We start from the raw sequence: 13845 nt of genomic DNA, 5'->3' as shown, positions 1-13845 counted from the left end.
TCCCTACTGCTGTTCAGTTCTCAGCTAGCTTCCGTCTTGTTCTTCTGGATCTGCGCAGCCACCTCCTCCGCCTTGCGCTCCTCGTAGCCCACCCAGTAACGGAGTTCGTGGTGGTGTGCTCGGTCCACATCGGACACTTCGCGATACATGCGCGCGTTGGCCTGATGGAACTTCAGCCACGTCGTCAGGTTCGACCCCGGTTTCGGGCGACGAGCGGAGGCGACGAGGTGCGCGTCCTGAAGCGTCTGCGGCTCATTCCGGCCGGGCGTCGTCATCGCGCACCGTCGCGTGTTTGCCGAGGAACACGGCCAGTTCGTCCGCGCTGTTGCGGATTTGGCGAAGGAGCCGGATGAACTCCGGCCACGCGGCCGGGTCGGACGGCGGCAGGATCGCCAGGCTGTCCGGGTCCAGGTAGATCACCAGCGCCGGGTTCGCCGAACCATTGCCCTGCATCCCCGCGACCGCCTGCGGCCCCGGCTTCCACATCGCGTTGAACGCCACGGCCCTGACTCTCCTCGCTGTAGGCGCGCATGTCCCACGACCGCGCGTTCTCCTCGAACCCCTCAGCAGCCGCCGACACCGCAGCCAGCACCCACCACGGCAACTGGCCTTGAGCCGCTAGGCCTCGCCATGCCGACGCCACCGCCAAGGAAGCGACGGCCATGTCATGCGCCGCCAGGGCATCCCCGCCCTCCGCAGTCCGCTGCGTCATTGCGCTGTAGTGGCGGTAAGCGGCTTCCCAGGTTTGGACCAGGTGCGGGGATGCCACCCCCGGCGCCCCGCCCGCCATCACGCCGCCTTGGGCGTTGACTCGGCAGCGGCGGAAGCCCGGCCCGACTTCGCTCCGCCGCCGGACGCCGCAGCCTTGAAGCCGGTCGCGCGGAACAGGTAGGACTGGTACTTGAACTCGCCCTGACCAGCCACCTTCGGCTCAGCCGTGAGGCCCTCCAGTTCGATCGGCCGCATACCCGGCAGCACCTCCGAGGTGGTCGGCACCGGCTGCACATCGGCCAGCAGCGTGATCTCGAACGATGCGCGCTTGGCCTTCGTCTCGTCCGGGTCGGTCACGGTGACCTTCCACTGACGCTTGCCCGTCACTTCGTCGACTCGCTGCCGAGCCGGACGACCCGCAGCACGGTCTTCCCGCGACTGGTACTCGTTGTCCGGCGAGACTTCGCCGACCATCACGAGGCCCTGCGCGAACGCTTCGTCGAAGTCGATGCTGAAGCGGTGTCCTTTGTAGATAGCCATGTCGTTAGTTCCCTTGCTTGTCTTTGTCTGTCGGCACTTCGTCGCCGTCTTTGCCCCTTGCGGCAGCCGCGCTCAGTGCGGCCTGTACCTCTGCGAGTTCTCTCCCCAGCACCGCTATCGCGTCGGAATCGACGAGCAGGACCACGGGGAACGCCTTGCCGAAACGGATCTCCGCCCGGTTGGCGTAGGTGAGCGCACGGACGCGGATCGGCAGGTCTGCCGTGACGTGGATCTGGACCGTGTCACGCATCGGGCGCTCAGATCGCGAACCGGCGAGCTGTCCACGATCCCGAGCCGCGCGCGGACGCTGCCCGACCGGCGGTTGGAGTCGTCATGCCTGCCTCCCTCTTGGTGTCGAGGTGCTGGGGCGAGTCCCCGGCAACCTGGCACCTAATCTCCGCCAAAACGCGGGACGTGATCACCACGTGGCGGGACATCTAGGGACGTCCCTGGTACGGTCGAAGACGTCCCTACAAGTCCCTAGGAGGGCGGATGCCGAACGAACGCCTACGGGACGCCCTGCTGCGCAACGGCCTCACGCCGAAGCAGGTCGCCGACGCCACCGGGGTCGATCAGAAGACCGTGGAACGGTGGATCACCAAGGGGCGGACGCCGTACCCGAAGCACCGGCACAAGATCGCTGCAATGGCGCGCGAGTCCGAGACCTACCTCTGGCCGGACTCGGTGGCCCCGGAGCGCAAGGCCGAGACGGCCGCCGCCGAGGTCGTGCGCGTGTTCCCACACCGCAACGCCATCCCCGTCGAACTGTGGGACCGGCTGATCAAGGAAGCGTCGGACACCGTCGAAGTCCTGGTCCACGCCGCGCTGTTCCTGGTGGAGCGCCCGCGGTTCATCAAGGACCTGACAGCAAAAGCGCAGGCCGGGGCCAAGATTCGGTTGATTTTCGGAGATCCCGAAGGGGGGAGTGTCGCTCTGCGCGGCGACGAGGAGCAGCTAGGCGACGGGACGCTTGCGGCACGCATCCGCAACGCGCTGGCGTTCTACCGGCCGCTGATCGGGGTAGACGGGGTGGAGATGCGCTTCCACAACACCACGCTCTACAACTCGATCTTCCGCTTCGACGACGAAATGATCATCAACACGCACGTCTACGGCTTCCAGGGAGCCCACGCCCCGTCCCTGCACCTCCGCCGGCTATCCGCCGGGGACCTCTTCGAGACCTACTCGGAGAGCTTCGAAGCCGTCTGGAACCTCGCCAAGCCCGCCACCTTCTAGGAGGCCACACATGGCACGCGTCGATTACTACAACGACCCGAACGCCCCCAAGGCGAACAGCATCGCGGTCGCGGTGTCCGCGTTCATCCAGGACGACGAAGGCCGCATCCTCATGATCCGGCGCACCGACAACGACCTGTACGCGATCCCCGGCGGACAGCTCGAACTCGGCGAGACGTTGGCACAGGCCGCCGTGCGGGAGGTTCGCGAGGAGACCGGGATCGAGTGCGAGGTGACGGGTGTCATCGGGCTGTACTCGAATCCCAACCACGTCATCGCGTACGACGATGGCGAGGTGCGCCAGGAGTTCTCGATCTGCTTCCGCGCAGACGCGACAGGCGGTCGCCTGCATACCAGCGATGAGAGCAAGGAGGTTATTTGGGTTATGTCCTCGGACCTGGACACTTTGCGTATTCATCAGTCGATAAAGCTTCGACTTCGGCACGCGCTTGAATTGCGCTCCTCTGCATACTTTACGTGAGAATTCGCCGTGGGTTCATGGTGCTGGCTTGATGCGATTCCGCTTCAAAATTGATAGAGCAAGCCCGATTCCGCCAACGATGAGGCCGACGACTGCGCCGGTTGAAACGCTCAAGTTAGCAATTATCCACATCTCTGGCGCAACTTCGGCTGTATCTACTCCTAGTAGGACCGTGGAAGTAACTAGTGACACCAGTAGCAAGAGAGCTGAAGTGAGCAAAGAGCCTGACACTATGCTGCGCGCTCTTGCAAGATTTTCTTCCTGGTGTTGTCGCTCCCTGTCCGGCATTCTTACCTGGCCGAAGGCTGCAAGAATGGTAACTGCGGCTACGGTGAAGCCTAGCAGTGATCCCGATGAGCTCGCGAGAGATGTATACATCTGCTGACGTACTTGGAGTTTCGCGGCTGCAAGAACTATTGGACTGCTAGCGAATATGGACCAAATCGTCAACGCTGCTGCCGCTACGAGTGTCGAAATTATTGGTATTGCCCAATGATTCCTGTCCAGCCATCCGCCGGTCCGCCTCTTGCGTGAAGCCTTGTCAAGTTTCATCGTTCTTGGACGGCTTGGGCTCTGATCGCGTCCGCGATGAGACCCTTTTCGTCAAGTGACCTACGAGCATTCTCGATGGCGCTAAAGGCATCGTCTGATCGAGGAATAGAAGGAACTTCGCGTTCGGCTGGAAGTTCAACTGCTTCATGTAGGCGTTCGTTCAGGAGATCGATTCTCTCGGTTTTGCCAGTCCTTCGGCTTAGGCCGCCGATTACCATGCTATCGACCTGTTCTTGTGCTCGCTCGGCAATCTCAAAGACGGTTTCCTCGATGTCAGGGTCAAGAAACCTGTCTCGTGGACCATATCGCCCCATGCCAAATGCTACTTTTAAGGACGGCGTCTTGACGCCAGCGAAGGCGGGTAGAAGTGTGGAGAATGCGCCCGGTCGAGAATCTTGCGCCCACGTCTCTGGCCTTGTGAGAGCCAAATGTACCTGGCGGACTTGGCCGCGAATCTCATCTAGTCTTGCGAACATGTTGGGGTTGTATAGTCCGTCGATAAGGATTTTCTGGTCTAGTTTCTTGCGAAGAAAGTAGGATAGTCGACCCATGCGCGGGGCGTTGCCGTGGTACTCCTGAGCAGCGACCCCGTCTGGCCAGATGACAATGTGTGTCACGTCTGCCGAGTACTCGCCATCCAGGAGATTAATTGATTCAAGGCTGGAATCTGACCGCCATTTTACGGGCAGCGTCGTTCCGCCGCGAAGAGATAGCATTTGAAGTCGTACTGGGCGCGATCGATCCGAGTAGAAGACTGGTAAGACGGCTGTCTTGTACTCGCCAGAGTCTAAGACTTCAAACTCTTCTTGTCGGTCTATCTCGGACGCCAAGGTTGTCATTGTTGCATATGGATTGAACTGGCGATCGTTGTCGAGTGAGGTCCATCGATAGAATACAAGCTTCCTTTTAAGCATCTTAGGGTTCCTCGATTCATGTCTTCTGCCGAACTTGGCTCTATGGGATCAAGGCGCGCCGCCGTCGGCGGCGCGCTGGTCACCTTGCGTCCGCGTCTCACCTGCGGGCGCACCTTGCCCGACACGGCGGGCTGCCGCTCCGCTCCGCCCACCGGCCGGGCGGTGCGCCCGCTGAAGCCGTGGACAGGTGTTGCCGCCGCCAGCGGCGCGCAGGTACGCCAAAGAGCACGTCAGCCTCCTCGCTGAGACATTCGTGCCCGCAATGTCGCAAGAGGACTGACGGCTGTTACGCGGAGCCACCGCCCCGATGCCAGATCGTCACAACGGCCGTCACGCCGCGTCAAGGCGGGAAAGCGTGCCTTGACCCGACGAGACGGCCGCGTGGATGGCTTCGTATCGGGGAGATGGGGGAGGAGTGGCCAGGCCGTCTCCAGGCCGTCAGACGTCGGGTAAGGGCGAGAACACGCGAGAAGCGTCCAGCCCTATCCGCGCAGGTCAGTGGCCGAAACGGCGATCATGCCGAGGTCAGCGAAGCCCCGGCATCAAAAGATCAACATGTAGGTCCTCGTGAGTGTTTCGGGTCGTTCTAACGACCCGAAACACTCACGACCACCGGTACCGCGCCGGCGGGTTCGCGTGATCAGCCGGACGACACGCGTGACTGGATGGACGACACGAGCGCGACGGGGCGTGAGTCGTCCGTCCGAGCACGTGTGTCGTCCCTGTAGTCACGTGTGTCGTCCGTCTAAGCACGCGAACCCGCAGGCAGCGGCCAGAAAGCGGGCGGTCGGGTGGGTCGTGAGTGGCGATGAGGGTTAGAACCCGAATCGCCACTCACGACCAACGGGACCCAGAGCCCCGCCGCAGCCCGGCCGGCAGGCGCGACCAGGCGGCGAGCCGCAAAGCGGGCTAGAGCGTGTGGGTAGCGATCAGTTGGCCGATCGCCCGGATGTCGGAGCCCCGGAACTCGAGGCGCACGTTCCCCAGCCCGCTGAACCAGAGGTCCAGTTCCGCGTCGAGATCGAAGGTGCCCGCGGTTTCGATCGAGAAGGCCTGGATCCTGTTGTAGGGCAGCGAGGTGAAGTCCTTCTTCCGGCCTGTCATGCCCTGGACGTTCACCGCGATCAGCCGCTTGTTCGTGAACACCACGAAGTCGCGCACCGCCTTGAACGACGAGATGATCTCCTCGCCGGGGATGATGATCGGCTGCACCGTCGGCGCGATGTCCTTCGGCTTGCACGGGGTGAGCTTGAAGACGGTGTCCTTGGAGAAGTCAATCATGTACTCCAACATACGGACGAAAACACACGGACGAACGCGACACCGGGACCCGTCCCCGGCGGGATCTCGCATAATGCCGGGGATCAGGAGGAGGGACGATGAAGCGGCTCACGACGACGCACGAGAGCCTGGCGCTCGGCGTGCCCCGGTCGGTGCCCGGCGCGGTCTTCGCGCTCACGCTCGCGGGTGGCGTGTCCGTCGATCCCGGCGAGGGCGGCGAGATCTCTTTCGGGCGTAATCGGCCGCAGGTCGACGTCTGTGTGGGCGAGAACGACCTGCAGGTCAGCCGCAAGCACGGGCTGCTCAACTTCTCCGACGGGCAATGGTGGGTCAGCAACACCGGCCAGTTGCCCATCCGCCTGCCGAATTCCCGCTGGCTTTCCCGCGGTGAGGAGCCGATTCCCCTGTCGGACGGGTACACGCCGCTGTTCGTCCGCGGTTCGGGCAGGCGGGAGCACCTGCTCGAGTTGTACGTCGCGGGTCCCGAGGGCGGGCATCCCGTCACCCGCCACGACGACGTCACCGTGCCGCCCCGCCGCTGGCGCCTCAGCGCGGAAGAACGCCTGGTCCTGGTCGTCTTCGGGCAGCGCTACCTGCTGCACGACCTCAATCCGCAGCCGTTGTCCCGCCAGCAGACGGCCGAGGTGCTCTCCGAACTCCGGCCGGACGAGACGTGGACCGCCCGCCGGGTCGAGCACGTCGTCATCGACGTCCGGGGGCGGTTGTCCGCCGGCGGCGTTTTCGGGCTGCGGCGCGAAGAGGTCGGCGAGCCGGTCGGGAACGCGTTGAACGACAACCTGTTGCGCGAGCTCGTGCTGTCCACGACGCTCGTCCCGCCGGACCTCGCCCTGCTCGAAGCGCTCGACTGACTGTCCATAGAGGACGGTCAGCGCACGCCCTCCATCGCCGTCTTCGCGACGTCGCTGCCTTCATCCGCTTGGGTGGCCACCTTGACCAGCGCGGCGGTCGCCTGATCTCGGCTTTCTTCGGCCTTCACGCGTCCCGCCGAGGCCGCGTTCACGCCGAAGAAGGCGCCCACCACGGTGCCGATCACCGTTCCAGCCGCGGTGATCACCGCCGTCACGTCCGAAGTGTTCGGATACCGCCACACCGCCGCGACCGCGATCACCGCGAGCGCGCTGAGGCCCGCCAGCACCGTCATGAAACCGTAGTTCCTGCTCATGGCCCGCTCCCTTCAGGCTCTTTGCGCCCATGCTTCGCCCGAACGGTGCCCATCGTTACGGCAAAAGGCCGGACCGTTATCCGCCGATACCGAAACGGATGTCGTGCTCGGAATCCGGCACTACGAATTCCAGCAGCCGGGCGCCCTCTTCGGCGATCGAATCCTGATCTGGCAAGGGTTCCCGCGATTCGATCGTGAGGGTCGCCCCTTTGATCGCCCAAATGGCCAGGAATTCACCGTCGACGAGGAGAGTGCCCCGGCGGCCGCCGTTCCCCGGTGGCAACGGCACGCGGCGGCCGTCGGGGATCACCCGGACGCGGTCGGCGTGGGAGAGCAGGACGTTGTCGTATTCGGGCAGGAACCGGGGCGGCGCCGGGGTTTCCGGGTCGGGGCGTGGGGCGTCGGGAAGGTCGAACAGTTCCTTTCCCTCGACGTCGGTGAAGGTGATGAGCCGCGGCCGCAGCCGCTCGAAAACCTCCTTCAACCGGGTGAGTCCCGACCAGACCTGCGCGTCGCGGACGGTCGCCGGGCCGAACGCCCCGAGATAGCGCAGCACCAGGTCGTCGAGGGAGATCCCGTCCGTGATCGGCTCGCCGACCCAGTCTTCGAGCAGGGCGAACGCGGCCGGTCCGGTCTGTCCCCACAGGCCACGCGGGGTCACATGCGCGAGGGGGAGCAGGCTGTTGACCGCGTAGCCGAGCGTCGGCTGATCCGCGTCGGGCCATCGGGGCGCCAGCGCGGCCCGGATCTCGGCGCGGGTGCGTGGCCGTTCGGCGACCAGGGCCCGCCCCGCTTCGGCGATCGCGGCGAGGTCCAGCCCGGCGACCTCCCGCGAGTAGTGGCCGAGGAAACCGCGCTCGACCACCGGTTTGAGGGTGGGCCACAGCGCGAGACCATCGGCGGCCGTCACCAGGTGCACCGTGCCGCGCATCAAGGTCATCCGGACGGCTTCGCGGGCTGCCAGCGGTTTCGCCAGCTCGTCCACCCGGAAATCCCGAAGCCGTGACCACAGTCCGACATAGGACGAGTCGGGGGCCTGCGCCTGGAGGCCTGCCAGCCGCTCGATCGCGGTCATGGCGGGCAGATCGGCGCGATCCAGCAGGAGCTGCCTGGCCAGAGTCGCGCGGTTGAGGGCCCGTGGGCTGAGCTGATCCATTCGTCAGACGCACTTTCGCAGGAAGGAACGGAGGTCTTCGGCGAACAGACCGGGGACCTCCATCGCCGGGAAGTGGCCGCCGGTGTCGTACTCGGACCAGTGTGCCACCGGACCGTCCTGGAGACTCCGGATCGTGGTGTCCCCGGCGAAGACGGCGATCCCGCGCGGCGGGCCGGCGGGCGCCTCGCCGCCGTCGTCCCATCCGCCTTGGGCCATCTGCCGGTAGACCTCCATGCCTTCGTACACCGCGTGCGCGGAGGAAGCGCCGGCACCGGTGAACCAGTACAGGCTCACCGCGGTCAGCAGGTGGTCGCGATCGACGGCGTCGTCCGGCAGTTCCTTCGCCGGATCGGTCCATTCGGCGAACTTCTCCACGATCCACGCGAGCTGGCCGGTCGGTGAGTCGTTCAGCGAATAGGCCAGCGTCTGCGGCCGGGTCGCCTGAAGGTGCAGGTAGCCGAGACCGTCGGACTGGAACCGGTTGAAGCGTTCGCCGCGCTCGCGGTCCTTCTCGTCGAGGCCGTCGAGGTCGATGGCCGGGCCGAACGGCATGCCCGCGCTGGTCCCGGTGAGGTGCACGCCGACCACCCGGTGCGCGGCGATCATCGACAGGATGCCCGCGACCCCGGCACCCGCGTCGGTGCCGTGAACGCCGAAACGTTCGTAGCCGAGGCGGTCCATCAGCGTGATCCACGCCTGCGCGACGCGGAACAGGTTGCCCCAGCCGGGGCCGTTCACCGGGCTCGAGAACCCGTAACCGGGCAGCGACGGGATGACCAGGTGGAATTCGCCGCTGAGCTCCTCGACGACCCGCCGGAATTCGAACGGCGAGCTCGGCCAGCCGTGCGTGAGGACCACCGGCAGCGCGTCCGGTGCGGTCGACCGGATGTGCAGGAAGTGGATGGTCTGGCCGTCGATCTCGGTGGTGAACTGCGGGAACTCGTTCAGTTCCGCTTCCTGGGCACGCCAGTCGAAGCCGTCGGCCCAGTACTCGGCCAGCCCCTTGAGGTAGGCGACCGGAACACCTCGGCTCCAGTCGCCGGTGACCTCGCGGGGCCAGCGGGTGCGGCTCAGGCGGTCCTTGAGGTCGTCGAGTTCGGCCTGGTCGATGGCGATGCGGAAGGGCTTGATCTCAGTCATGGGGCTAGATTAGGAACGATTGCGGAAAGGTTCGTTCCGCGATTGCGGACAAGGTGGGATTCATGGCGGAAACTTCGGCGAGACTGCTGCGGCTCCTGTCGTTGCTGCAGGCCAGGCGCACTTGGACGGGCCCGGAACTGGCCGAGCGGCTCGACGTCACGACCAGGACGATCCGGAACGACGTCGAGCGCCTTCGCGGGCTGGGCTATCCGGTCGACGCGACACCCGGCGTCTCCGGTGGGTACAGCCTCGGCGCCGGCGCGGCCATGCCGCCCCTGCTCCTCGACGACGAGGAGGCGGTCGCGGTGGCGATGGGCCTGCGCACCGCCGCTGGCGGGACGATCGCGGGCATCGAGGAGACGTCGGTGCGCGCGCTGGCGAAACTGGAGCAGGTGCTGCCGTCGCGGCTACGGCACCGTGTCGCGGCGTTGAATTCCGCGACCCTCGCGGTGCAGGGCGGTGGACCCACGGTCGACGCCGAAGTGCTCTCCGCCATCGCCGCGGCCTGCCGCGACCGCGAGACCCTGCGCTTCGATTACGTAGGACACAACGGATCCGAGACCCGAAGGCAGGTTGAGCCGCACCGCGTCGTGCATATGAGCCGCCGGTGGTACCTCGTCGGCTGGGACGTCGAAAAGCAGGAGTGGCGCACGTTCCGCGCCGACCGGGTGCGGCCGCGTACGCCGAACGGACGCCGTTTCGAGGAACGCGAACCACCCGAAGGCGGCGTGGTCGCCTACCTCCAGCGTGGTGTCGGCGCGGCGTTGTGGCGGCACCACGCGACGATCCGGCTGCACGCCCCGGCCGCCGAAGCCGCGGCGAAGGTGCCGCCCGCCGTCGTCGTCGAAGCCGTCGACGAGCGGACCTGCCTGCTCAAAGCCGGTGCGGACACACTGGAGTATCTGGCGCTCTACCTGGGCCTGCTCGACGCCGACTTCGAGGTCGTCGACTCGCCGGAATTCGCCGGCCACCTGCGCAAACTGATCGGACGGTTCAGCCGCGCGGTGGATGCTTGACGTCGAAGACCAGCTCCGGGCGCTCCCAGGCGATCTTCGGCGGGTTGGGTGGTACGACGCCGACGCGGCGGGCACCCATCCGCTCGTAGAACCCGGCGGCGGGCGGATGGGAGACGACGCGGATCTCGGTCATGCCGAGGCTCGCGGCCTGCCCGAGCATATGCTCGACCAGCCACGCGCCGATGCCCGTGCCCTGTGCCGAATCGGCGACGAACAGCAGGTCGAGCTCGGCCGGGTACTCGATCAGGCTGTAGAAACCGACCACGTCCCGCTGCGCGTGGGCGACGTACGCGGGATGGGTGGCGAGGTAGTCCTCGGTGACCTGGTAGCCGTCGAGGATCGAGGCGTATTCCCCTTGGTAGGCGGCCGATTCGTGCATCAGCGCCGTCAGCCTGCCTGCGTCGGAAGCGCTTGCCCTGGAGATGCGGTAGCTCGTCACGAGCGCAGCTTAGAACGTCACACCGACAGTTCTTGACCTCCAGCTATCTGGAGGTATCAGGCTGGGATCCGACAGCTGGGGAACGACTGGAGGAACGAGATGAAAGCGGCCGCGTTCACGGAAGCCGGTGGCCCGGAGGTGCTCCGGGTGCTGGAGCTGGAGGAGCCGCACGCCGGAGCGGGGGAGGTCCGGGTGCGGGTGAAGGCGGCGGGGGTGCAGCCGTACGACGCGGCCGTGCGGGCGGGCTGGGAACCCGCGGGGTTCGAGCTGCGTTGGCCGCGTGTCCCGGGGAACGAGTTCGCCGGGGTCGTCGACGAGGTCGGTTCCGGGGTTACCGGCCTCGTCGCGGGGGCCGAGGTGCTCGGGTTCACCGCGGTGCAGGCGTACGCCGAGTACATCGTGGTGCCCGCGGACAACGTCACGCCGAAGCCGGCGGAGATGCCCTGGGAGGTCGCCGGCGGGTTCACCGCCGGGACGCAGACGGCGTACCTCGCGTTGGACGCTCTGCGTGTCGCCCGTGGTGAGACGCTGCTGATCCACGGGGCCGCGGGAGCGGTGGGCACGGCCGCGGTCCAGCTCGCCGTGCTGCGTGGGGCGAAGGTGATCGGTACGGCGAGTGAGGCGAACCAGGATTACGTCCGTTCGCTCGGCGCCGAACCGGTGGTCTACGGCGACGGACTCGCCGACCGGGTACGGGCGCTGGCTCCCGCCGGGATCGACGCGGCGCTGGACGGCGCGGGCGGGGAGGCCTTCGATCTGTCGCTGGAGCTGGTCGGGAATCCGGACCGCGTGCTCACGCTGGTCGAGCACGGGCGTGCGCCCGAGGCGGGGGCGCGGGTGGTCACCGGAACGCGGTCAGCCGAGCGGCTGGGGATGCTGGCGTCGTTGTACGCCAAGGGGGAACTGCGCTTCCTCGTGCGGCGGACGTATCCGTTCACCGAGGCCGCGGCGGCGCATCGGGAGATCGAGACGGGGCACGGGCGCGGGAAGATCGTGCTGACCTTCCCCTAGAGATCTGACCGGGGGCGCCCCCGGTCAGGTGCAGGAAACGCTGACGATTTTGACGGAGACCTTGGTCTTCGAGGACGGCGTCGAAAGTACCGATCGGTGCGCGGTCACGCTCGTTCCGACGCAACTGAGGGTATCGGTGACCGTACCCGATTCGTCGCCCGTGATGTCGTAGGTCATCGAGCACATTCCGTGGCTCAACAGGGTTTCCGGGGACCCTTTGTAGGTCAAGGCGGGTTCGACGACCACGTTGCAGCCGGCGGAGCCGAAGCATTGTTTGGAATAGGTTTTCAGGTCGAGGGTGAAATCCGCCGGAGTGAGCGGCGGAGCACTGGTCGTCGTCGGTGCCACGTAGGCGGGAGGGATCGCGCGTGTGGTGCTCTCGTAGGAACCGTCGGCCAGGACCCAGCCGTTGATGCCTTGACAGGGCGGCTTGAGCGCCTGGTCCCGGCAAGGTGACGCGGTCGACTTCGACGCGCCCGCCTTCCCATTGCGTTCGTTGCCGAGCAGTACGAAGGTCAAAGTCGCTGAGAGCGCTGCGACGACGATTGCGGCGGCGAGTATCCAAGGCCATCGTCGAGGTTTGCCCGGACGTGTCGCCGGTTCGGGTGGGATGTACATGGCGCTCTCCCGCTTCTGGTGGTACTTGCCGGACGTACTCGCTCGTTCCGCGCGCGGTGTTACGACACGTCCTGCCGATATCACCCTTCAGTGGTAAATGCGCTCTTTGATTGTTGCTTAAAATTACGAACATATGTTCGGTTTGTTGGGGTATTATGGAGGGGTGTCCGAGACCTTTCTTCCCGAGTTGCCGCAGGAGTTGTGGCGCGCTGGCAAGTTGGAGCTTGCTCATGGTGTGCTGCAGTCGTTGCAGGTGATCCGGATGGCGACCGCTTGCCTGGGGCGGTTTCTGGCGGAGATTGAGTCTCGTGGTGCCAAGGATTTGTACGGGCATGGGAGTACGGCGAGCTGGTTCGCGGAGATTGCGGGGCTGTCGCGGGGTGAGGCGGGTGCGGTGGTGAAGCGGGCCGTCGCGTTGAACCCGACGCGGGCTTTGGATGGCACGGAGGTTCCGCCTGTCGCTCCCGCTACCGCTGCGGTCGCCGCTCAGGGGTTGGTCGGGGATGAGCGGATCGATCAGATCCTGGAGATCTTGAAACGGCTCCCCGCCGATATTTCTGCTGAGGATCGGGAGGGTGCGGAGAAGATCCTGGCCGAGCTTGCCCCGAATGCCGGTCCCCGCCAACTCGCCAACGCTGAAGCGAAACTGCAGGGCTGGCTCAACCCCGACGGCAACGAACCCAAAGACCCCGAGCCGAAAGAGCCACGCCGCGAAATCACCCTGGAACGCCGTAAGGACGGGTTCTGGAAACTCACCGGTCTCCTCGACGACGAGACCGGGGCCCGCACGGCAGCGGCGTTGGAGGCACACGCCCAGCCGCGGCCGGTGGACGAGTTCGGGCAGGCGGATCTGCGGATGAAATGCGAACGCATGGGAGACGCCTGGGCCGAGTTGCTCGACTTGGCGGTCGCCTGCCCCGATCAGCCGGGTACCAGCGGCTACCGCACCTTGGTGCATGTCACCGTCGGGCTCGAGGAACTCAAATCGGGTCTCGGGACCGCCTGTCTCGACTTCGTGGGGACCATGACTGCCCGCGAAGCCCGGCTGGCCGCTTGCGATTGCCTGATGTTGCCGGTGGTGATGGGTGCCTCGGGGGAGCCGCTGGATATGGGGCGGCTGAGACGGTTCGTCAGCCCCGGGCAGAGACGTGCGTTGAACATCCGCGACGGCGGTTGCGCGTTCCCTGGATGTCACCGGAAACCCAAGAACTGCCACGCCCACCACATTCATCACTGGGCAGACGGCGGGCCGACCGATCTCCGGAATCTCGTGTTGCTTTGCGGGTTCCATCATCGGCTGATTCACCACGGCGACTGGCAAGTCCGCATGGCGGCCGATGGGTTACCGGAGTTCATCCCACCCCAATACAGGGACCCGCTTCGAAAACCTAGGCGCAACACCCTGCACCACGTTTGAACCCCGACGGGCCCCTCGGCATGCCCGCAGTTGGCGACTGTGTGGATTTCGGGACATCTGACGTCCCAAAATCCACACAGTCCATCGCGACCGGACCGGTCACGACCGAAACACCGGCACCCGAAATCCTGATCCCCTCAGGCCCAACCC

17 protein-coding genes are annotated in these 13845 nt (G+C 65.8%); 6 read left to right on the top strand and 11 right to left on the bottom strand.

Annotation, left to right across the window (positions count from 1 at the left end):
* Positions 1–20: 20 nt before the first annotated feature.
* The 4 genes from AB8M46_RS36560 to AB8M46_RS36545 form a co-directional block, all read right to left on the bottom strand.
* Complete coding sequence (locus tag AB8M46_RS36560; protein ID WP_219145314.1) at positions 21–275, bottom strand: AMED_5909 family protein; 255 nt, start codon at positions 273–275, stop codon at positions 21–23.
* A complete protein-coding gene (locus tag AB8M46_RS36555; protein ID WP_394363142.1) occupies positions 253–501 on the bottom strand; it encodes a hypothetical protein in 249 nt (82 codons plus the stop codon). The genes AB8M46_RS36560 and AB8M46_RS36555 overlap by 23 nt, the downstream gene beginning before the upstream one ends.
* A 288-nt stretch (positions 502–789) precedes the next feature.
* Positions 790–1251, bottom strand: coding sequence for a hypothetical protein (locus AB8M46_RS36550; protein ID WP_126735588.1), 462 nt, complete (start codon positions 1249–1251; stop codon positions 790–792).
* 4 nt (positions 1252–1255) lie between these two features.
* Positions 1256–1501, bottom strand: coding sequence for a hypothetical protein (locus tag AB8M46_RS36545; protein ID WP_126735590.1), 246 nt, complete (start codon positions 1499–1501; stop codon positions 1256–1258).
* Positions 1502–1743: 242 nt separating this feature from the next.
* On the opposite strand from AB8M46_RS36545, the gene AB8M46_RS36540 reads away from it, so the two are divergent.
* Together AB8M46_RS36540 and AB8M46_RS36535 are read left to right on the top strand one after the other, a co-directional pair.
* On the top strand, positions 1744–2487 hold the full coding sequence (locus AB8M46_RS36540; protein ID WP_394363141.1) for a DUF5919 domain-containing protein: 744 nt from the start codon (positions 1744–1746) through the stop codon (positions 2485–2487).
* Positions 2488–2497: 10 nt separating this feature from the next.
* The gene (locus AB8M46_RS36535; protein WP_394363140.1) at positions 2498–2968 is read left to right on the top strand and encodes an NUDIX hydrolase; all 471 of its coding nucleotides are present in this window, start codon (positions 2498–2500) and stop codon (positions 2966–2968) included.
* A gap of 548 nt (positions 2969–3516) precedes the next feature.
* Here AB8M46_RS36535 and AB8M46_RS36530 read toward each other — a convergent pair.
* On the bottom strand, positions 3517–4434 hold the full coding sequence (locus AB8M46_RS36530; protein ID WP_394363139.1) for a DUF6731 family protein: 918 nt from the start codon (positions 4432–4434) through the stop codon (positions 3517–3519).
* Positions 4435–5343: 909 nt separating this feature from the next.
* Positions 5344–5715, bottom strand: coding sequence for a PH domain-containing protein (locus AB8M46_RS36525; RefSeq protein ID WP_125735413.1), 372 nt, complete (start codon positions 5713–5715; stop codon positions 5344–5346).
* A gap of 98 nt (positions 5716–5813) precedes the next feature.
* Here AB8M46_RS36525 and AB8M46_RS36520 point away from each other — a divergent pair, with 98 nt between their 5' ends.
* Positions 5814–6584: a hypothetical protein gene (locus AB8M46_RS36520; protein WP_037346852.1), complete on the top strand. Its 771-nt coding sequence runs from the start codon at positions 5814–5816 to the stop codon at positions 6582–6584.
* A 17-nt stretch (positions 6585–6601) separates the two neighbouring features.
* Here the strand turns inward: AB8M46_RS36520 and AB8M46_RS36515 are convergent, their stop codons facing one another.
* From AB8M46_RS36515 to AB8M46_RS36505, 3 genes are all read right to left on the bottom strand, one after another.
* On the bottom strand, positions 6602–6898 hold the full coding sequence (locus AB8M46_RS36515; protein WP_037346853.1) for a hypothetical protein: 297 nt from the start codon (positions 6896–6898) through the stop codon (positions 6602–6604).
* Positions 6899–6974: 76 nt separating this feature from the next.
* Positions 6975–8054 carry a winged helix DNA-binding domain-containing protein gene (locus AB8M46_RS36510; RefSeq protein WP_394363138.1) on the bottom strand — a complete coding sequence of 360 codons (1080 nt, stop codon included), beginning with the start codon at positions 8052–8054 and terminating at the stop codon, positions 6975–6977.
* A 3-nt stretch (positions 8055–8057) separates the two neighbouring features.
* On the bottom strand, positions 8058–9194 hold the full coding sequence (locus tag AB8M46_RS36505; protein ID WP_037346855.1) for an epoxide hydrolase family protein: 1137 nt from the start codon (positions 9192–9194) through the stop codon (positions 8058–8060).
* Between the two features lie 62 nt (positions 9195–9256).
* Between AB8M46_RS36505 and AB8M46_RS36500 the strand changes: the two genes are divergently transcribed.
* Entirely contained in the window at positions 9257–10210 is a 954-nt protein-coding gene (locus tag AB8M46_RS36500; RefSeq protein WP_394363137.1) for a helix-turn-helix transcriptional regulator, read from the top strand.
* On the opposite strand, the gene AB8M46_RS36495 is transcribed toward AB8M46_RS36500, so the two are convergent.
* Entirely contained in the window at positions 10188–10649 is a 462-nt protein-coding gene (locus tag AB8M46_RS36495; protein WP_394363136.1) for a GNAT family N-acetyltransferase, read from the bottom strand. The genes AB8M46_RS36500 and AB8M46_RS36495 overlap by 23 nt on opposite strands.
* A 99-nt stretch (positions 10650–10748) precedes the next feature.
* Here AB8M46_RS36495 and AB8M46_RS36490 point away from each other — a divergent pair, with 99 nt between their 5' ends.
* Positions 10749–11660 (top strand): NADP-dependent oxidoreductase, encoded by a 912-nt coding sequence (locus tag AB8M46_RS36490; RefSeq protein WP_378421494.1) that lies wholly within the window; start codon positions 10749–10751, stop codon positions 11658–11660.
* A gap of 24 nt (positions 11661–11684) precedes the next feature.
* Here the strand turns inward: AB8M46_RS36490 and AB8M46_RS36485 are convergent, their stop codons facing one another.
* A complete protein-coding gene (locus AB8M46_RS36485; protein WP_394363135.1) occupies positions 11685–12278 on the bottom strand; it encodes a hypothetical protein in 594 nt (197 codons plus the stop codon).
* A gap of 163 nt (positions 12279–12441) precedes the next feature.
* On the opposite strand from AB8M46_RS36485, the gene AB8M46_RS36480 reads away from it, so the two are divergent.
* A complete protein-coding gene (locus AB8M46_RS36480) occupies positions 12442–13695 on the top strand; it encodes a DUF222 domain-containing protein (RefSeq protein ID WP_394363134.1) in 1254 nt (417 codons plus the stop codon).
* Positions 13696–13845 lie beyond the last annotated feature (150 nt).

Source organism: Amycolatopsis sp. SB7-3 (genome assembly GCF_041021335.1).
Classification (GTDB): domain Bacteria; phylum Actinomycetota; class Actinomycetes; order Mycobacteriales; family Pseudonocardiaceae; genus Amycolatopsis; species Amycolatopsis japonica.
Note: the sequence above shows the minus strand (reverse complement) of the source record. Positions and strands in the feature narration are given on the sequence as shown.